Annotated in this window: 14 protein-coding genes; 10 read left to right on the top strand and 4 right to left on the bottom strand. The window is 71.2% G+C overall.

Going from position 1 to position 18,788, the window contains the following annotated elements; translation table 11 throughout:
* Positions 1 to 53: 53 nt before the first annotated feature.
* The gene (locus tag ACFJGV_RS06510) at positions 54 to 476 is read right to left on the bottom strand and encodes a GNAT family acetyltransferase (protein WP_378147746.1); all 423 of its coding nucleotides are present in this window, start codon (positions 474 to 476) and stop codon (positions 54 to 56) included.
* A 132-nt stretch (positions 477 to 608) separates the two neighbouring features.
* Here ACFJGV_RS06510 and ACFJGV_RS06505 point away from each other — a divergent pair, with 132 nt between their 5' ends.
* The 9 genes from ACFJGV_RS06505 to ACFJGV_RS06465 all read left to right on the top strand — a co-directional run bounded on the left by ACFJGV_RS06505 (position 609) and on the right by ACFJGV_RS06465 (position 14,810).
* Positions 609 to 3,866, top strand: coding sequence for a DNA polymerase III subunit gamma and tau (locus ACFJGV_RS06505; protein ID WP_378148649.1), 3,258 nt, complete (start codon positions 609 to 611; stop codon positions 3,864 to 3,866).
* 3 nt (positions 3,867 to 3,869) lie between these two features.
* Positions 3,870 to 4,469 carry a recombination mediator RecR gene (recR, locus tag ACFJGV_RS06500; RefSeq protein ID WP_378147745.1) on the top strand — a complete coding sequence of 200 codons (600 nt, stop codon included), beginning with the start codon at positions 3,870 to 3,872 and terminating at the stop codon, positions 4,467 to 4,469.
* Positions 4,470 to 4,480: 11 nt separating this feature from the next.
* Complete coding sequence (locus tag ACFJGV_RS06495; RefSeq protein ID WP_378147743.1) at positions 4,481 to 6,484, top strand: bifunctional 3'-5' exonuclease/DNA polymerase; 2,004 nt, start codon at positions 4,481 to 4,483, stop codon at positions 6,482 to 6,484.
* Positions 6,485 to 6,710: 226 nt separating this feature from the next.
* Complete coding sequence (locus tag ACFJGV_RS06490; RefSeq protein ID WP_378147742.1) at positions 6,711 to 8,045, top strand: aspartate kinase; 1,335 nt, start codon at positions 6,711 to 6,713, stop codon at positions 8,043 to 8,045.
* A 65-nt stretch (positions 8,046 to 8,110) separates the two neighbouring features.
* Positions 8,111 to 9,226: an aspartate-semialdehyde dehydrogenase gene (locus tag ACFJGV_RS06485; protein WP_378147740.1), complete on the top strand. Its 1,116-nt coding sequence runs from the start codon at positions 8,111 to 8,113 to the stop codon at positions 9,224 to 9,226.
* Positions 9,227 to 9,413: 187 nt separating this feature from the next.
* Positions 9,414 to 10,157 (top strand): SGNH/GDSL hydrolase family protein, encoded by a 744-nt coding sequence (locus tag ACFJGV_RS06480; protein WP_378147739.1) that lies wholly within the window; start codon positions 9,414 to 9,416, stop codon positions 10,155 to 10,157.
* Positions 10,158 to 10,257: 100 nt separating this feature from the next.
* Positions 10,258 to 12,729, top strand: a complete 2,472-nt coding sequence (locus ACFJGV_RS06475) for a putative bifunctional diguanylate cyclase/phosphodiesterase (protein ID WP_378147737.1) — start codon at positions 10,258 to 10,260, stop codon at positions 12,727 to 12,729.
* Positions 12,730 to 12,733: 4 nt separating this feature from the next.
* Entirely contained in the window at positions 12,734 to 13,765 is a 1,032-nt protein-coding gene (locus ACFJGV_RS06470) for a glycoside hydrolase family 6 protein (protein ID WP_378147735.1), read from the top strand.
* A 13-nt stretch (positions 13,766 to 13,778) separates the two neighbouring features.
* Positions 13,779 to 14,810 carry a response regulator gene (locus ACFJGV_RS06465; RefSeq protein ID WP_378147733.1) on the top strand — a complete coding sequence of 344 codons (1,032 nt, stop codon included), beginning with the start codon at positions 13,779 to 13,781 and terminating at the stop codon, positions 14,808 to 14,810.
* A gap of 61 nt (positions 14,811 to 14,871) precedes the next feature.
* On the opposite strand, the gene ACFJGV_RS06460 is transcribed toward ACFJGV_RS06465, so the two are convergent.
* A complete protein-coding gene (locus ACFJGV_RS06460) occupies positions 14,872 to 15,270 on the bottom strand; it encodes a hypothetical protein (RefSeq protein WP_378147732.1) in 399 nt (132 codons plus the stop codon).
* Positions 15,267 to 16,715 (bottom strand): glycosyltransferase, encoded by a 1,449-nt coding sequence (locus ACFJGV_RS06455; RefSeq protein WP_378147731.1) that lies wholly within the window; start codon positions 16,713 to 16,715, stop codon positions 15,267 to 15,269. The genes ACFJGV_RS06460 and ACFJGV_RS06455 overlap by 4 nt, the downstream gene beginning before the upstream one ends.
* A 190-nt stretch (positions 16,716 to 16,905) precedes the next feature.
* On the opposite strand from ACFJGV_RS06455, the gene ACFJGV_RS06450 reads away from it, so the two are divergent.
* On the top strand, positions 16,906 to 17,553 hold the full coding sequence (locus ACFJGV_RS06450) for a hypothetical protein (RefSeq protein WP_378147729.1): 648 nt from the start codon (positions 16,906 to 16,908) through the stop codon (positions 17,551 to 17,553).
* A 36-nt stretch (positions 17,554 to 17,589) separates the two neighbouring features.
* On the opposite strand, the gene ACFJGV_RS06445 is transcribed toward ACFJGV_RS06450, so the two are convergent.
* Positions 17,590 to 18,780, bottom strand: coding sequence for a diguanylate cyclase (locus tag ACFJGV_RS06445; RefSeq protein ID WP_378147728.1), 1,191 nt, complete (start codon positions 18,778 to 18,780; stop codon positions 17,590 to 17,592).
* Positions 18,781 to 18,788: the final 8 nt, after the last annotated feature.

The following is an 18,788-nucleotide window of genomic DNA, read 5'->3' as shown; positions in this document are numbered from 1 at the left end:
GCGAGACGCCAAAGAGGCAGCGAAAACCGAGCCGGCCTGGCCGGGACGGGCGGCTACGCGTCCGCGATGAGGCGCTTGCCGAACGAGACGGCGCCGTCCTCGGCGTAGCCGAGCGCGCGGTAGAACGCCATCACGCGTTCGTTGCCGGCGCGGATCTGCAGGTTGAGCTTCGGGCAGCCGCGCTCCATGAGCATCCGCTCGGCCTCGGCCATGAGCGCGCGCCCGAGCCCCTCGCCCTGAGCGGAGGGGGCCACCGCGAGGTAGTTCACCCAGCCCCGATGACCGTCGTAGCCGACCATCGCCGAGGCGAGTACCGCATCCGCGTCATCGACGCCCACGAGAAACATCTCGGGCTGCACGGTGAGCTTGCGGGCGATGTCCCTGCGCGGGTCGTTCCAGGGTCGGACGAGGCCGCAGGCCTCCCAGAGAGCCACCACGGGCTCGGTGTCGCGGGGGTCGAAGGGACGGATGCGCATCCGCCCATCCTCGCACCGACGACCTCGCGCGGGCGGCTCTCCACAGCCCGCCACGATGTCCGCGGTCACGGGTACGATCGGGTGGTGGTCACAGCCCTCTATCGCCGGTACCGGCCCGAGAACTTTGCCGAGATGATCGGCCAGTCGCAGGTGACCGATCCGCTCATGACGGCGTTGCGCACCGATCGCGTCAACCACGCGTACCTGTTCAGCGGCCCGCGTGGTTGCGGCAAGACGACGTCCGCGCGCATCCTCGCCCGCTGCCTCAACTGCGCAGAGGGGCCCACCCCCACCCCCTGCGGGGTCTGCCCGAGCTGCGTCGAGCTCAGCCGCGACGGCTCCGGCTCGCTCGACGTCGTCGAGATCGACGCCGCCTCGCACGGTGGCGTCGACGACGCCCGCGACCTCCGCGAGCGGGCGATCTTCGCCCCGGCCAGAGACCGCTTCAAGATCTTCATCATCGACGAGGCGCACATGGTCACGTCGGGCGGCTTCAACGCGCTGCTCAAGATCGTGGAGGAGCCGCCGGAGCACGTGAAGTTCATCTTCGCGACAACCGAGCCCGACAAGGTGATCGGCACCATCCGGTCGCGCACGCACCACTATCCCTTCCGTCTCATCCCGCCCGCGCAGCTGCTCGAGTACGTGCAGCAGCTGTGCGACTCGGAGGGTGTCTCCGTCGCGCCGGGTGTGCTGCCCCTCGTCGTGCGAGCGGGCGGCGGCTCGGCGCGCGACACGCTGTCGCTGCTCGACCAGCTCATCGCGGGGTCCGAGGGCGACCGCGTCGAGTACGAGCGCGCGGTCGCGCTGCTCGGCTACACGCACGGTGCGCTGCTCGACGAGGTCGTCGACGCGCTCGCCGCCGCCGACGGGCGGGCTGCCTTCGAGGCGGTCGACCGGGTCATCCAGACGGGCCAGGATCCGCGTCGCTTCGTCGAGGACCTGCTCGAGCGCCTTCGCGACGTGATCGTGGTCGCCGCGACCCGCGAGCACGCCTCGCACGTGCTGCGCGGTGTGCCGGCCGATGAGATCGAGGGGATGCGCCGCCAGGCCGCACAGTTCGGTCATGCCGAGCTGTCGCGGGTGGCCGACATCGTGAACGAGGCCCTCACCGAGATGACCGGCGCCACCTCGCCCCGGCTGCACCTCGAGCTGATGGTCGCGCGGGCGCTGGTGCCCGCGGCCGACGAGACCGCCCGCGGCGCGCTCGCGCGCGTCGAGCGGCTGGAGCGGCGCGTGGGCGTCGAGGGGGGAAGCGCGTCCGAGGGGCTGCGCGCCCCCGTCGAGCGTGCGGGTGCGATCGGGGCGGATGCGGGCGCTGCGTCGCATGCCGCCCCTGCTCGTGTCACGGCTCCGGTGACCGAGACGCGGGAGCCCGTGTCGGCGCGTGAGGTGATCGCCGAGGTGCCCGTGGGGCGGGTCGAGGCTCCGCGCACGGAAGCGTCGGTCGACGAGACCGCGCCGCCGGTCGCCGCGCGCGACATGGCGGCGGAGGCAGCGGCCTCGTGGAGTGTGACGGTGCCGGGGTCCGGCGCGGGCGCGGGTGTTGAGTCCGCGGTGTCGGAGGCGCCTGCATCCGGTGCGTCGGATGCTGCGCAGCCCGAGCGTGAGGCACAGCGCCAGGATGCGACCCACGCGGCTGCGCCGGGCGCGGCGGAGCTGACCGTGACCGAGCCGGGCCTGGCTGCGGCGAGCGCGGCCTCGGCCGGTGCGACGGATGCAGCTGAGCCCGCGGCGCCGAAGACCGCCGGACCGGTGACCCTGCAGCAGCTGCGGGATGCGTGGCCCCAGATACTCGACGTCGTGCAGAACGCGAAGCGCTCGGCGTGGCTCGTCGTCTACACCGCGCAGGTGCGAGCGCTCGAGGGCGACATTCTCACGCTCGCGTTCCCGAGCGAGGCCGACGTCGCGAGCTTCAAGCAGCGCACCGCAGGCGAGGGCGTGAGCGAGTACCTGCGCCAGGCCATCGTCGACGTGCTCGGCCTCCGGGTGAAGTACATCGCGCGGGTCGACAGCTCCCTCCGCCCGGCGGAGGTCGGCCTCGACGGCGGTGTGACGGACCTGCAGGCGTCCAGCCCGGCGGAGAGCCCCGAGGCCGCCGAGGCTCGGCCGGCCCCAGCGGGTGAGCCTGCTCCGGCCGCCGCTGTCTCTACGCCGGACGCTGTGTCTTCTGCCTCGGCCCCCGTCCCTGGGGCCGCCGCTGCCGCTTCGGCGCCCGCGGTTCCATCTTCGTCCGCCGCGCCCGACACTGCCGCGCCGGTCCCGGCGCAGGCAACGGCACCTGCTGCAGTGTCCGCGCCTCACACGACCCCCGCGGTGGTCGGTGCTCCGGACGCGGCGCGTCCGACATCCACGGAGGATCTCGGCACGGGCGGTTGGACCGTTCCCGGCGTCTCTCCGGGCGGCACCGCCGCCGAGCCCGAGCCCGACGACGAGCCCCTCGCCGACGAAGCACCGGCCGCACCGATGCTCCGCGAGCCCACGCCGCAGTCCGATGCGGCGCTGCGCAGCCTGCTGAGCCCCGCCTCCGCGCTGAAGGCGCCGCCCCGCCCCGCCGAGCGCGATGAGTCGACGCCCGAGGCCGACCCTGCCCAGGACGCCGATCACGCGGGCTCGCCCGCTCCGGTGGCGCCCGACGCGCAGCACTCTGCCGCGCAGCATGCGCCCGAGCCCGAGCTGGAGCGTCCTGCGCAGCACCAAGATCCCGCCCAGCAGGAGCGTCCCGCTCAGCAACGCCCCGCGCCGCAGCAGCAGGAGCGTCCCGCACAGCACGAGCGCCCCCCGCAGCAGCAGCGCCCCCCGCAGCAGCAGCGTCCCGAGCAGCCTCAGCGTCCCGCGCAGCAGGAGCGCCCCGCGCAGCAGGAGCGTCCCGCGCAGCAGGAGCGTCCCGCCCCGCAGCAGCGTCCCACGCAGCAGCGTGCCCCTCAGCAGCCGCCGACAGGCGACCGCCGCCCCACCGCGCAGGGCGCACCGCAGGGTCGCCCGGCGCAGGCGTCCACCACCACGTGGGACGTCGTCGCGATCCCCTCCGGCCCCGACGACGACGGCTACGCCTACCCCGACGAGCCGATGCCGTCCGACGAGCCCGATTTGCCCGCCGACCTCGGCTACCGCGACACCTCCCGCGCCACCCCCGCCGCGCAGCAGCCCCCCGCCCCGCCGCAGCGCGCAGCGCAGCCCACCGCATCCGCACCCTCCGGGGCGCCCCAGGCCGCGCAGAGCGGTGCCGCCGCGCAGGCGCACGGCGCCGGCGTGCGCGCATCCGGCAGCCCCGTGTCGCCCCCACGCGGCCCGGCCGCGACTCGCAACCGCTACGGAGAGTCGGTGGTCCGCGAGATACTCCAGGCGAGCTTCATCGAGGAGCAGCCGCTGCCAGGAAAGGAGGGCTGACGCATGTACGAGGGCATCGTTCAAGAGCTCATCGACGAGCTGGGTCGCCTCCCGGGCATCGGGCCCAAGTCGGCGCAGCGCATCGCGTTCCACATCGTGCAGACCGAGTCGTTCGACGTCTCGCGCCTGGCCGAGATCCTCACCGACGTGCGCGACAAGGTGAAGTTCTGCAGCATCTGCGGCAACGTCAGCGAGGCGGATGTGTGCGGCATCTGCAGCGATCCGCGCCGCTCGCGCAGCACCATCTGCGTGGTGGAGGAGGCGAAGGACGTCGCCGCCATCGAGCGCACCCGCGAGTTCCGCGGGCTCTACCACGTGCTCGGCGGCGCCATCAGCCCGATCGACGGCGTCGGTCCCGACGATCTGCGCATCCGCGAGCTCATGCAGCGCCTCGCCGACGGTGAGGTCATCGAGGTCATCATCGCCACCGACCCCAACCTCGAGGGCGAGGCGACGGCCACGTACCTGTCGCGCATGCTCACCACGCTCGAGATCCGCGTCACGCGACTCGCGTCCGGCCTGCCCGTGGGCGGCGACCTCGAGTACGCCGACGAGGTCACCCTGGGCCGCGCGTTCGAGGGCCGCCGCCTCGTCGAGCGCTGAACGGCGAGCGGGTGAACGCCGCCGTGGCCGTCGTGGTCACGGTCGGTGCGGATGCGCGCAGTGTCCGACTGCAGCCCGTCGACACGGCGGGTGAGCCGGTCGGCGTGCCCGAGCAGCACGGGCTCGACGGCTTCGCCGACCGCGTGCGGGTGCTCGAGGCCGCGCCCGGCCCCCGCCTGCGCTGGGTATGGGACGACACCGCCATCCGGTACCCCCTTCTCCTCGAGCGCGGCGTGCGCGTCGACCGCTGCGTCGACCTCCGCCTGAGCCGCGCGATCCTCCGCGCGTCCGCGATCACGTCGGCCACCCCGTTCGCGCTGGCGCCTCCGTCCGAGTGGGATGCCCCGCGTCCCGTCGCGCTCGACGCGGCGACGCAGTCGCCGCGCGCCCCGCAGGCCGACGCCCTCTTCGACCTCGACTTCGCCGCCGCCCCGCCCGCCGCCGAACCCGCCCTCTCCGCCGGCCCTGGCGCCGAGCCAACTCCGGATTCCGCGCCGGATTGGAGCCAACTCCGGACTGGCAGCGGCGTGTCGCCCGAGATCTCCGGAGTTATCCCAGTCGAGCCCGGCCGGCCAAACAACTCCGCCCGCACCCACCTCACCAACCCCTCCCTCACGAACCCCACTACCCGCACCGCGGAGCGCACCGCACCCGCGCTCGACCCCCTCACCGAGCACCGCGCGCAGCTCGCCGCGGTCGCCGCCGTCGCGGGGGCGGCACCGCACGACGCTGCGCGCCTCCGGCTCCTCCTCGCCGCCGAGTCGGCAGGCGCGCTCGCCGCAGCCGAGATGCGGCACGTCGGCATCCCGTGGCGCGCCGACCGGCACGACGCGCTCCTCACCGCCGCGCTCGGCCCCCGCCCAACCCGCCTCGGCGACCGACCGGAGCGTCTGGAGGAGCTGCTCGTCCGCATCCGCACCGCCCTCGGCGACCCCGCCGCGAACCCCGACTCGCCCGCCGAGCTCGTCAAGTCGCTGCAGCGCGCCGGCCTGCGCGTGCGCACGACGCGGCAGTGGGAGCTCGAGCGGATCGAGCATCCCGTCATCGAACCCCTTCTCCAGTACAAGAAGCTGTCGCGGCTGATGACAGCGAACGGATGGGCGTGGCTGGATGCGTGGGTCGCCGATGGCCGCTTCCGTCCGGTGTACCTGCCGGGCGGCGTCGTCACCGGACGGTGGGCCTCGGAGGGCGGTGGCGCTCTGCAGCTGCCGCACCAGGTACGAAGCGCCGTGGTGGCCGACGACGGCTGGTGCTTCGTGGTGGCGGATGCGTCGCAGCTCGAGCCTCGCATCCTCGCCGCGCTCTCGGGCGATGCGGCGATGGCCGCCGCGGGCCGCGGGCGCGACCTCTACGACGGCATCGTCGCCTCCGGCGCGATCGACACCCGCGCGCACGCGAAGGTCGGCATGCTGGGGGCGATGTACGGCGCGACGCAGGGCGACGGTGGCCGGATGCTGCCCCGCCTCGCCCGCGCCTTCCCCGCCGCGGTGTCGTACGTCGAGACGGCGGCGCGGGCGGGGGAGCGCGGCGACCGCGTCTCGACGCGACTCGGCCGCACGTCCCCGCGTCCGGGCGACGACTGGCTCGACCTCCAGGACGCGTCCCGCGCCGACGGCGCCGTCGAGCCGCTGCAGGTCCGCGCCCGCGCCGAGGCCCGCAGCTGGGGCCGCTTCACGCGCAACTTCGTGGTGCAGGGCACGGCCGCCGAGTGGGCGCTGTGCTGGCTCGCCGAGCTGCGCCGCCGCCTCTGGGCGCTGCCGGCCGACCCGACGGACGCGGCCGCCGCCGAAACGAGCCAGGTCGCGGATCCGGATGCGCGTCTGGAGCGGCGCCCGCACCTGGCGTTCTTCCTGCACGACGAGGTGATGATCCACACACCACTCTCCGCGGCCGACGCGGTCGCCGCCGAGGTGCGGGAGGCCGCCGCGGCCGCGGGCCGCATCCTCTTCCCCGGCGCCGACATCGACTTCCCCGTCACGGTCGCCACCGTCGACTCCTACGACCGGGCGAAGTAGCCCGCCCGGTCCTGCCCCGCGCGCTGCGGGTGGTGAGTCTCTCGAGCCGAGCCAACTCCGGAGATCCGACACGATCGGAGCTGACTCCGGACTCCTGGCGGCGTGTCGAGCCGGAACTCCGGAGTTGGCGCACCCCAGCGAGCGCGCCCGCACCACCGAAGACGGCCGCACGACCGGGGCATCCGCCGTCGGATAGACTCGATCCCCGAAACCCCAGGAGTGGCCCGTGAGCTTGATCGTGCAGAAATTCGGCGGATCGTCCGTCGCCGACGCTGAGAGCATCAAGCGCGTGGCGAAGCGCATCGTCGAGACGCGCAAGGCCGGCAACGAGGTGGTCGTCGCCGTCTCCGCGATGGGCGACACCACTGACGAGCTTCTCGACCTCGCGCACGAGGTCGCGCCGATCCCGGCCCCCCGTGAGCTCGACATGCTCATGTCGGCGGGCGAGCGCATCTCGATGGCGCTCCTGGCGATGGCGATCGAGTCGATGGGCCACACCGCGCGCTCCTTCACGGGCAGCCAGGCCGGCATGATCACGGATGCGCAGCACGGCGCGGCGCGCATCGTCGACGTCACCCCGGTGCGGCTCCGCGAGGCGCTCGACGAGGGCGCCATCGTGATCGTCGCGGGCTTCCAGGGATTCAACCGCGATACGAAGGACATCACCACCCTCGGCCGCGGCGGGTCCGACACCACCGCGGTGGCGCTGGCCGCCGCGCTCGACGCCGACGTCTGCGAGATCTACACCGACGTCGACGGCATCTTCACGATGGATCCGCGGGTGGTGCCGAAGGCGCGCAAGCTGGACGTCATCACGAGCGAGGAGATGCTCGAGCTGGCGGCGAACGGCGCCAAGGTGCTGTACATCCGCGCGGTGGAGTACGCCCGCCGTCATGGCGTGACCCTCCACGTCCGCTCGTCGTTCAACAACAACCTCGGCACGATCGTCTACGACCCCGAGAACCCCGCCGCCGCCGCGTTCGCCGCGGCGCACCTGAAGTCCATCCGCAGCGCCTCCGCGCAGGGAACCGAGAGCGAGTCCGCCATGGAAGAGCCGATGATCGCCGGGGTCGCGACCGACCTCAGCGAGGCGAAGATCACCGTCGTCGGGGTGCCGGATGTGCCGGGCAAGGCCGCGCAGATCTTCACCATCGTGGCGAAGTCGGGGGCCAACATCGACATGATCGTGCAGAACGTGTCGTCGTCGACCGGTCTCACCGACATCTCGTTCACGCTGCCGAAGGCCGACGGTCAGGCCGCGCTCACCGCGCTGCGCGCCGAGCAGGAGGCGGTCGCGTTCAAATCGCTCGCCTACGACGACCAGATCGGCAAGCTCGCCCTGGTCGGTGCGGGGATGCGCACCAACGCCGGCGTCTCGGCGCTGCTCTTCACGGCGCTGTACGAGTCGGGCATCAACATCGAGATGATCTCCACCAGCGAGATCCGCATCTCGGTCGTCACCCGCGCCGACACCATCAACGACGCCGTCCGCGCCATCCACACCGCCTTCGGTCTCGACGGCGACGCGGAGGCCGTCGTCCACGCCGGCACGGGCCGCTAGGGCGTCGCCGCGGTCCGTCCGCCCGCGCCCGAGGCGGGGGAGAGGCCCCGGGCGCTCGCGGTACGATGGGGCTTCGCTCGATCGGGAGGCAGTGGGCAGTGGCAGTGAAGACGTACAACGTGGGTGTCGTGGGTGCGACCGGACAGGTGGGCGCCGTGATGCGCCGTCTCCTCGAGGAGCGCGACTTCCCGATCGGCAGCATCCGCTTCTTCGCCACCGCCCGTTCGGCCGGCACCACGCTCCCCTTCAAGGGTGAGGACGTGGTCGTCGAGGACGTCGAGACCGCCGATCCGACGGGCCTCGACATCGCGCTCTTCTCGGCCGGCGCCACCGGCAGCCGCGCCCAGGCGCCGCGCTTCGCCGCGGCGGGCGTCACCGTGATCGACAACTCGAGCGCCTGGCGTATGGACCCCGAGGTGCCGCTCGTGGTCTCGGAGGTCAACCCGCACGCCATCGCCGATGCGCACAAGGGCATCATCGCGAACCCCAACTGCACGACGATGGCCGCGATGCCCGTGCTGAAGGTCCTGCACGCCGAGGCCGGCCTCGAGCGCCTCATCGTGTCCACCTACCAGGCCGTGAGCGGGGCGGGTCTCGCCGGCGCCGCCGAGCTCGCCGAGCAGGCGAAGGCGGCGGCCGCCGACGAGCACCTCCTCGACCTGGTCCACGACGGATCCGCGGTGCGGTTCCCGGCGCACGCCAAGTTCCCCGAGACGATCGCCTTCGACGTGATCCCGCTCGCCGGCTCGATCGTCGACGACGGTCTCGAGGAGACCGACGAGGAGAAGAAGCTCCGCAACGAGAGCCGCAAGATCCTCGAGCTGCCCGATCTGCTGGTCAGCGGCACGTGCGTGCGTGTGCCCGTGTTCACGGGGCACTCGCTCTCGATCAACGCCGAGTTCGGCGCTGAGCTGACCCCCGCCCGGGCCCGCGAGCTGCTGGAGGATGCGCCCGGCGTCGAGCTCGCCGACGTCCCGACCCCGCTGAAGGCGGCCGGCATCGACCCCAGCCTGGTCGGTCGCATCCGTCAGGACCCGGGCGTCCCCGGCAACCGCGGCCTCGCGCTCTTCATCTCGAACGACAACCTCCGCAAGGGCGCCGCCCTCAACGCGGTGCAGATCGCCGAGGTGATCGCGTCGGGCGCCCACGTCCCCCCGGCCGCCGTCCCCGCCGCCGTCTGACGGGCGGTTCGTGAGCCGGCCGACACGCGTCGGATGACGGTCGAAAGGTACCGTCAGAGCGACGACAGGCCCCCAGCGGAGCCATGATCGCCCTGACGGTACCTCTTCGCGTCCCATCGCCACCGAACGGAGCCCCGGTCGCGACACCGGACCCATCCGCTGAGGGGAGGGACGCCGAATCACCTCCGTGCGCACCAGGAACGCCCTCGGCCTCATCGTGCTCGCGGCGCTCGCCGTGTCGGGGCTCATCTTCGCTCTCGGCACCACGTTCGGCCCCCGCGCGGGCTCTCGGGCCCCGGATGCCGCCGCGACCGCCAGCGGCACCGCCCCCACCACCATTCCCGCGAGCGACCCCGACGCCTCCGTCGTCGCCTTCTACGGCGACTCCTACACCCTCGGCACGGGTGCCTCCGATCCCGCGCTCCGCTGGTCGACGCAGATCTGCGCCGACCGCGGCTGGACCGAGGTCAACCCGAGCACGAACGGCCTCGGGTTCGTCAACCATCGCGCCGCCCTCCCGCCGGCGTACCCGCCGAGCGATGAGCTGAGCGAGGTGATCGCCTCGCAGCCCGACATCGTGGTGATCACCATGGGCCTCAACGACAACTTCTCGATGCCCGAGCGCGCCGACGACATCCAGGCGGCGATCACGGCCGACTTCGACCGGCTGCGCTCCTCCCTTCCGGAGGCGCGGCTGATCGCGGTGGAGCCGTTCTGGTACACCGACCAGCGCCCGCCCTCGGTCGAGCAGATCATCGGCTGGGTGCACGCGGCCGCCGACCGGACGGGCGCGGACTGGATCCCCGACGCGAGCCACTGGATCGAGCACCATCCCGAGTGGATGGCCGACGACGGCCTCCATCCGAACGATCAGGGCTACGCCGAGATGACGTCGCGGATGGACGCAGCGCTCCGCGACCTCGGCCTCTGACTAGAATCGGCTCACGGTGCCCGCGCGGGCCCGCCGCAGTGGGCCCGGACAGCAGAGCGCGGTCCCGCCGCAGTCGGTCCACACAGCAGAGACGGCAGTCATGTCCCAGACCTCGCCGAGCCGGGCGACGGCGCCCGCCCCGCAGGGCGACCCGGTGCTCGCCGCGGTGTTCGTGGCCGTCGCCGTCGCCACGGTCGTGACCGGAGTGGTCGCGGGCTTCCTGGCGCCGCCGGTCTACCCCATCCTGACCGTCGTCTTCGTCGTCAGCGTCGGTGTCACGGCGGTGTACCTGATCCCCACAGGCCGGGCCCCCGGCCCGCCGGCGCTGGGGGTGGCGGCGGCGCTGCTCGTCATCGCGGTGCCGGGCACGAACCCGCTCTTCGACGTCGGGATGTGGGTCGCGTCGTTCTTCGTGTCGAAGCTGGCCGTGACCCGCTCGTCCTGGATGGCGGCGCAGTGGTCAGGACAGGCGGCGATCGCCGCGCTGGCGTTCGTCTTCGGAGCCCGTGCTCTCGTCCTCATGGGTGTGCCGGCCTGGGTCGCGGTGCCGCTCGGGCTGGCCGTCTACTACGTCCTGGTGCTCGCACTGGAGTTCGCCCGCTCGAAGGGCCGATGGAGCAGGAGCGGGCGGGGTGTCGGACTGGGTGCGTTGAGCCCGGCCCGGGTCGCCCTGGTCTGGGGCGTGGCCACCGTCGTCGCGCTCCTCGACTGGGCGATCTCCGACGGCTACTTCCGGGTGCTCGTGGGGGCCGACGCCGAGCTCGATCTCGCGCGCGAGACCATCCCGCTGCTCATCGTCGCGCTCGTGTTCTACGGCCTCGCCAAGCGCCGCGAGACGCGCACGAGCGAACGCCGTCTGAACGGCATCGTCGATGCTGCCCGTGCGCTGCCCTGGAACCCGGAGGACGATCTCAAGCACACGATGATCTCGTTCGCCGAGCGGGCGATCGACGCCGCGGTCTTCACTGTGCGACGTACACCGCCCGGCCGCAACGAGATCGGAGCGAAGTTCACCCGAAGCGGCGCCCTCGTCGATCCTCAGCTCGACGAGACCCCGTACGAGGGCGAGGACGGCGTCACCGTCGAGCACGCACAGGATGCGGTCGAGCCGGTCGAGTACCTGGTCGCCCTGCGGAAGGACGGCGGGGTGCCGTTCAGTCAGGAGGACGAGCGGGCGCTCGACGCGATCGGCCACATCGCCTCCGAGACCGCGCGAGTGCGCGGCGCGTACGATCTGCTGCTCGACCGCGTCGACCGCGACTCCCTCACCGGTCTGCCCAACTACAACGCGTTCCAGCGCAGCCTCATGCGGTTGAACGAGGACAGGCAGTACGCCTCCGGGCTCGCGGTGCTGTTCATCGACCTCGACCAGTTCAAGCGCCTCAATGACACCGAGGGGCACCATGTCGGCGACGAGATGCTCGCCACCGTCGCCACGCGTCTCCGGGCGAGCGTCCGCCCTCACGACTTCGTCGCCCGGGTCGGCGGCGACGAGTTCGTCGCCATCCTCACCAAGCTGCAGTCGCTGGCCGAGTCGAAGGCGATCGCCGACCGGATCGTCGCGAACCTCTCCAAGCCCGTCGTCCTCGACGGCCGCGAGTACCGGCCGATGGTGAGCGTGGGCCTGGCGTTCTCAGCGGCGCAGGAGACCGATCCGCGCTCAATCGTGGTGGACGCCGACCACAGCATGCTCTCGATCAAGCGATCGCGGCGTCAGGGCGGTCCGAGCTTCGAGTCGAGCATCGGCATCTCGCCGCACCGCTCGAGCCGCATCAACGAGATCGTCGCGAAGGCGATCGACGACGGCACGTTGAACGTGGTCTACCAGCCCATCGTCAACATGGCGGAGGACCGCATCTGGGCGTTCGAGTCGCTCGTGCGCTACACGCATCCCGAGCTCGGCCGCATCTCCACCTCGTCGTTGATCGAGAAGGCGAAGGGCCTGGGGCGGATGGACCAGCTCACGAAGCTGGTGATCTCGGCGTCGCTGAAGTCGGCGCGCGAGTTCCAGCGCCTCGTGCCCGCCGTCCGCACGATGACCATCAACCTCGAGGTCGAGCAGATCCGCGACGAGCACGTCGGCGGCTTCCTCAAGGAGATCGTCCCCCGGTACCCCGAGGTCACGCTCTGCCTCGAGCTCAACGAGCGCTCGACGAAGGACATCGACGACGAGCTGCGCGCCCAGGCCGAGGTGTTCCGCGAGATGGGGATGCTCATCGCGCTCGACGACTACGGCAGCGAGGCGTCGAGCGTGGGAGCCCTGGTGAGCATCCCGATGGACATCCTCAAGATCGACCGCAGCCTGGCCGGCAACCTCGACGACACGAGGCAGCGCGAGGTGGTCAGGGCGCTGCAGGGCTTCAGCGACGCGTTCGAGTACTCCACCATCGTCGAGGGGGTCGAGGCGCAGGAGCAGGCCGACATCCTGCTCGAGATCGGGGTGAAGCACGCGCAGGGCTTCTTCTACGGCCGTCCCGTGCCCTTCGCGCAGACGATGTCGCGGCTCAAGAACTCCGGCGACGCCGGCACCCTGGGTCGCCCCAGGGTCGCCGAGCGCGGCAGGCTAGGCTGATGACGTGTCGTCCCCTGCTTCCCGCATCGGTGTCGCTGCGGCCATCGTGGCGCTCTTCGTCCCCGTCATCGCCTCGGTGCTGGTGGTGCTGAGCGTGCTGAGCCAGGGCGGCGTCGCGCCCGACAACCCGTTCGCGGGCAAGCCGCTGTTCGTCGATCCCGGGTCGAAGGCGGCGACGGCGGCCAACGCCGCCCGGGTCGCCGGCGACGAGGCGGATGCGGAGACCTTCGGCAAGATCGCGGCCGTTCCCACGGCCGTGTGGCTGGTGCCCGAGAAGCATCCGGTCGGCAAGGTCGGGCCCTATGTGTCCGGCATCATCTCGCAGGCCGAGAACATGGGACAGATGCCGATCTTCGTGGTCTACGGCATCCCGAACCGCGACTGCGGCAACTTCTCGGGCGGCGGACTCACCCCGGAGGAGTATCCGGACTGGGTGAAGGAGATCGCCGGGGCACTCGCCGACAAGCCGGCGGTCGTCATCCTCGAGCCGGATGCGCTGGCGCTCGCCGACCAGTGCGCGAACGTCGACGAGCGGCTCGGCGAGATCAACGGGGCCGTCGACACCCTCGCGCCCACGGGGGCGACGATCTACATCGACGCCGGCCACTCCAACTGGGGTCCGGCCGCCGACATGGCCGACCTGCTGAACCGCGCCGGTGTCGCCAAGGTGCGCGGCTTCTCGACGAACGTGTCGAACTACAACGCCACCGACAAGGAGGTCGAGTACGCCTCGACCATCTCGAACCTCACCGGCGGTGCCCACTACGTCATCGACACCGGGCGCAACGGCAACGGGTCGAACGGCGACTGGTGCAACCCTCCTGGTCGCGCGCTCGGCACGACTCCCGCCCCCGGCGCAGTCGGGCTCCGACCAGGACGCCGATCTCTGGATCAAGCCGCCGGGCGAGAGCGACGGCACCTGCAACGGCGGGCCGACCGCGGGGGAGTGGTGGCCGCAGGCTGCCCGCGACCTGGCCGAGGCCACCGGCTGGTGAGCCGGCCTTGCGGGCATCCCCCCTGCGACACCGACGGTTGATACGATCAGGGCAATGGAAACCAACGGGGAGCGCCGGGTCGCCGTCATCATCGAGGACGACGCCGACATCCGTCATCTGCTCGAGACAGTCCTGACGCAGGCCGGCTTCGAGGTGATCGCCACGGGGAACGGCCTCGACGGGGTGCAGGCCGTGCGGGCCTACGATCCGATCGTCACGACGCTCGACGTGAGCATGCCGGGCATCGACGGGTTCGAGGCGGCGAAGCGCATCCGCACCTTCAGCAACACCTACCTGGTGATGCTCACCGCCCGCGACGAGGAGATCGACACCCTCCAGGGCCTCGAGGCGGGCGCCGACGACTACCTCACCAAGCCGTTCCGCCCGCGCGAGCTGCGTGCCCGCGTCGAGGCGATGATGCGCCGTCCCCGACAGGCCCTCGCGCCCGATGGATCAGGTCAGCCGGTCGCGCCCCTCCCTCCGGGTCAGCAGGGCCCGGCGACCCCGTACGGCGGCGGACAGCCCGCCTATGCGCCGCCGATGCAGCCTGCTCCACCGCAGCAGCCGTATCCGATGCAGTACCCGCCGCAGCAGCAGCCCGTGTACCAGCCGCAGCAGCCCGGACCGTACACGCCCTCCGGTGTGCCGGTGCAGCAGCCCGGGCAGCCGGTGTCGCCGCCGGTGTCGGAGCCCGTCGTCGCACCCGAGCCGGTCACCGAGGCCCCCGCGGCGGCACGCACGTACGACATGGAGGACGGCTGGCTCCACCACAACGGCCTCTACGTCAACTCCGAGATGCGGCTGGCCGAGAAGGAGGGCAAGCCGATCGACCTCACGCGCAGCGAGTTCGATCTGCTCAACGCGCTGATGGAGAGCCAGCGGCGGGTGCGCAGCAAGGCCGACCTGGCCCTCCTGCTGCGCGGCGAGAGCTACGTCACCGCTCACTTCGTGAGCGAGGCCGACAAGCGGGCCATCGAGGTGCACATGGCGAACCTGCGGCGCAAGCTCGCCGACAGCATCACTCAGCCGCGCTGGATCGAGACCGTGCGCGGGGTCGGCTACCGCCTCGCCGCGGCCGACGACTGATCCCCGCGCTCAGTCGAGGACGATGCCCGGCCGAGGATGACGCCCGGCCGAGGACGACCGCTCAGTCGAGGATGACGCTCTGCCGCGTCGCGCCGCTCTGCGTCTCGATGTAGGCGACCAGCTCGGCGCAGGTGCGCTGGCCCACCTCGTGCAGTCTGGCCAGGTGGCTCATGCAGCCGGCGATGTCCTGCTGCTTGACCGCAGCGTGCACCATGCCGGCGATGGCCTCGAGGGTCCAGGCGCCGAGCATGGTGCTGGAGGAGCGGATCGAGAGGCAGACGACGTCCGCGTCCTCGAAGTCGCGGCTCCCCAGAGCCTTCATCAACCTCTGGGATCGGGTCTCCCAGAGGTTGATGAAATCGTGGATGAAGCGTTCTCTCGCCGGTCCGTCCGTCGCGATCGTGTTGAGCAGCGACTGGAGGGTGGAGAGCTCGACGAACCTGCCGATCGTCGTCGTCACACCTTGTACCCGCGGTAGCGGCGGAGCACGCGACCGACCATCGTGAGGGTCTGCAGGATGGTGATGACACCGAGGATGGGCCATCCGATCCAGAGGATGGTGGACTGCACGAACGGATCGAGCTGGAACCAGACCAGCACGAGGACGGCGACGACGAGCGCGATGATGATGAACGGCACGAGGTAGCTGTTGCCTCGGCCGCGCTCGGCCTTGGCCTGCGCCGCCCAGTTGTCGGTCTGCTTGCGGGAGAGGAACTTGGTCCACGCCCGGATGAAGTGACCGAGTCTGACCCACATGTAGATCTCGGCGGGGAACAGCGCCAGGGCGAAGAACAGGTCGCGCGGGCTGCGGTCGTGCATCGACAGCGCGGTGCGCGTGTTGAGCAGGATCGCGACCGCCGGTGGCACCAGCCAGATCGGCGAGAAGACGAACGCGCCGATGGAGAGCGACGCCGCGAGCAGGATGAAGAAGAGCACGCGGGTGACGAGGTTGGTGAGCATCGAGAAGTTCTCGAGCCACCGCAGGCGGAGGTTCGGGTGGAACGGCTGGCCCTTGGTGTCGCCGCGCTGACCGGGCCACATGAGCTCGATGGCGCCGAAGTTCCACTTCACCTGCTGGCCGTCGAGGCCGCGGAGGGTGGTCATGCCGCCGACGTCGGCGCGGGCCTGGGCGGAGATCTTGGTGAGGTAGCCGGCGCTCTTGATCTGCAGCGAGAGCAGCGAGTCCTCCACCTCGGAGTCCTTCACCCACGGGGTGTTCTGGTGGTTCTCGACCATGATCTGGCGAAGGGCCTTGGTGGAGAAGATCGAGAACTGGCCGCCGAGCACCGCCATGTTGCGGCCCTTCAGCATGTTCTGCATGTTGAACGCCGCGAACTGGAAGCGCTGGCCGGTGATGAGGAACTTGGCCACGAAGCCCTTGATCGGCTTCTCGTCGATCGAGAAGATCGCCGAGATGCCGCCGATGCGGGAGTCGGACTGGATCTCCTCGGCGAGGCGCTCGACCGCATCCGGGGCCGCGGTGGTGTCGCCGTCGACGCCGAGCAGGAAGTCGCAGCCCTCGACGAGCTGGTACCCGTAGTTGAGGGCGCCGACCTTCTTGTCCTTATTCTTGCCGATGTCGTGGACGTAGACCTCGGTGAACTGCTCGATCCCGTCGACCTCCTTGAGGTGCGGGCCGGCGTACTGGGCCGCGATCTTCACGGTGTCGTCGGTGGTGTTGTTGACGACGACGTGGATGACGTCGGGGAGGCGGGTCTGCGCGAGAAGCGACTCGATGACCTCACCGATCGACTCCGCCTCGTTGTAGGCGGGGATGATGCAGCCGATGGTCGGCCGGTAGCTGGGGAGGGACTCGACCGACTCGATGAAGTCGTTCGCGAACTCGTCGGTGACGTCGGCGAGGTCGCTCCTGTCCGTCACGTACGGGTTGCTGTTGTCTGCCATGCATCCAGTGTGACCTACGCATCGCGGGTTCGTCTCGGATGCGGGCAAGGTTCCGATCAGGATCGGCTCAAGAAGCGAGGTGCTCGTCCTGAGGTGATCTTGAGCATCATCCGCTGAATGGCGCATCTGACCTAGGGTGGTGGGTGCAGGTGGCTGCACCCGCCCCTGCACCCCGAACGGAAGGCCGTCCATGAGGCGTCGGAGCAGCTCCCCCCGGGCGCGGATCGCGCGCGTCGTCGCCGCCGCGGCCCTCGCCGTCACCTCCGTGGTCGCCCTCGCGGGCTGCGGCACGGCTCCGTGGGACCAGACGCAGTTCAACACGAACGCGGCCTCGCCGTCGTCGAGCCCGTCGGTGCCGGCCACCGCCCCGGCGACCATCACGCCGATCGTGAACGAGCTGGCCACCGGATCGACGCAGCATCAGCTCCAGGCGGGCGACATCTCGCTCACCGTCAACTACTGGTCGACGCTCAACATGGGCGAGTGGACCCCGCAGGCGAACAAGCCGATCAGCTTCTCGATGGTCGGCTCGCTGGGCTCCGACCAGGGTCAGCAGGTCTACCTGTCGCGCGTCACCCTCACGCCGTCGGTCGACGGCGCCGACGGCGCGCTCTCCGCCCCGCAGGCGCTGGCCGACCAGGCGCCGATCGCCCCTGGGTACCTCGTCAAGGATCCGTACAGCTACAGCCAGACGTTCATCATCCCGGCGGTCGATCCGGCGGCGACGTCGATGACGCTCTCGTTCACCTACGAGATCCTGCTGCAGTCGACGCCGACCTCGACGGAGTACGCCAAGCAGACGGCCTACGACCAGCTCACCATCGCCCTCGCCACCTGACCCGGGCCGCCGCCGGGGCCGAGCGCAAGCACGGGTTCACGGACGGGGGAGCGCCCCCGGGTGCGTGACGTCGGTGCTGCCCATCACGATGCGGTTGCCGCCCTGGGCGCGTGCCGACGCCGTGGCGTCGTCGAGCGCCTTGCGCAGCACGGGCAGGCTGTAGCCGAACATGTCGGTGTCGACCACGCCGAAGCTGGCGGTGGCGCGCAGTGAGCGCTCGGGGTCGATCGGCTCGTCGACCAGGGCGGTCTGCAGCCGGATGGCGAGCCGCTCCGCGTCGCTCGCCGCGTTCGTCACCAGCACGATGACGAACCGGCCCGCGCCCGGGTGCCCGAGCACGGCCGTCGTCGGTGTGTGGTGCCGGATCAGCTGCGCGACCGAGCGGATCGCGGTGTCGCCGAAGTTGCGGCCGAACGCGGTGTTCATCTGGGGCAGGTTGTCGACGTCCATGGCCACCATCGCGAGCCGGTCGCGGTTGAACGCCGCCCGCTCCACCTGGTCGGCCCACTGCTGCATGAACGACGAGGCCGAGAGCACGCCGACGGTCGAGTAGACGCCGACGGTCACGTCGCCGAGGGCACGTGCGCCCGAGCGTTCGGCCTGCATGACGGAGACGGCCACCGTCCCCAGCACCACGAGCACAACGGTGACGATCGTCGCCACCTGGGTGCCGAAGTAGGTCTGGAACGTCGAGGAGTCGGGGCCCTGGGTGAGGAAGATCACGAGGCGGGCCAGCGTGAACAGCGCGAAGAACCACATCCCGATGCCGAGCACACGCGCGTTGAGGTTGCGGCGCATCCGCGACCTCAGGGTCTCGTACCCGGTGAGCACGGCGAACAGGGTGAGGCCGACGAACACAGGGATGGAGCCCGCCCAGACGCCGCTCGGCCCCTCGATCACCGTGAGGACCATCGCCACGCCGCCTGCGGCGAGGCCGACCCAGAGGAGACTGCGAAGCCTGCCGTTGAAGACCCGACTGCCCGACCAGATCGCCGCGACCGAGAGGAGGTAGGTGCCGTTGGCGATCGCGTTGATCCACCACTGGTCCTGGGCGACCGCCCACATCGCGTAGCAGATCGCGGAGAGCATGCCGCTGATGAACCCCACGCTCCACACGCGGCCCGAGGCGTCGTTGCGCCGCATCGCGGTGTTGAGCACGAAGATGAGGCCGCACAGCACGATGACCAGGCCGCTGACCAGCAGCACGCTCGGGAGGTCGACCGTCATCGTCGGGG

It is taken from the genome of Cnuibacter sp. UC19_7 (genome assembly GCF_042699995.1).
Lineage (GTDB): Bacteria > Actinomycetota > Actinomycetes > Actinomycetales > Microbacteriaceae > Cnuibacter.
The sequence above is the reverse complement of the archived record's forward strand: the minus strand, read 5'-3'. Positions and strand labels throughout refer to the sequence as shown.

What these genes read in the sequence shown, in the direction of transcription:
- ACFJGV_RS06505 (WP_378148649.1), top strand. Translation starts at nt 609, where the DNA reads ATGATCGGCCAGTCGCAGGTGACCGATCCGCTCATGACGGCGTTGCGC.
- recR (WP_378147745.1), top strand. Translation starts at nt 3,870, where the DNA reads ATGTACGAGGGCATCGTTCAAGAGCTCATCGACGAGCTGGGTCGCCTC.
- ACFJGV_RS06455 (WP_378147731.1), bottom strand. Translation starts at nt 16,715, where the DNA reads ATGGCAGACAACAGCAACCCGTACGTGACGGACAGGAGCGACCTCGCC.
- ACFJGV_RS06485 (WP_378147740.1), top strand. Translation starts at nt 8,111, where the DNA reads ATGGGGCTTCGCTCGATCGGGAGGCAGTGGGCAGTGGCAGTGAAGACG.
- ACFJGV_RS06445 (WP_378147728.1), bottom strand. Translation starts at nt 18,780, where the DNA reads ATGACGGTCGACCTCCCGAGCGTGCTGCTGGTCAGCGGCCTGGTCATC.
- ACFJGV_RS06475 (WP_378147737.1), top strand. Translation starts at nt 10,258, where the DNA reads ATGTCCCAGACCTCGCCGAGCCGGGCGACGGCGCCCGCCCCGCAGGGC.
- ACFJGV_RS06450 (WP_378147729.1), top strand. Translation starts at nt 16,906, where the DNA reads ATGAGGCGTCGGAGCAGCTCCCCCCGGGCGCGGATCGCGCGCGTCGTC.
- ACFJGV_RS06510 (WP_378147746.1), bottom strand. Translation starts at nt 476, where the DNA reads ATGCGCATCCGTCCCTTCGACCCCCGCGACACCGAGCCCGTGGTGGCT.
- ACFJGV_RS06465 (WP_378147733.1), top strand. Translation starts at nt 13,779, where the DNA reads ATGGAAACCAACGGGGAGCGCCGGGTCGCCGTCATCATCGAGGACGAC.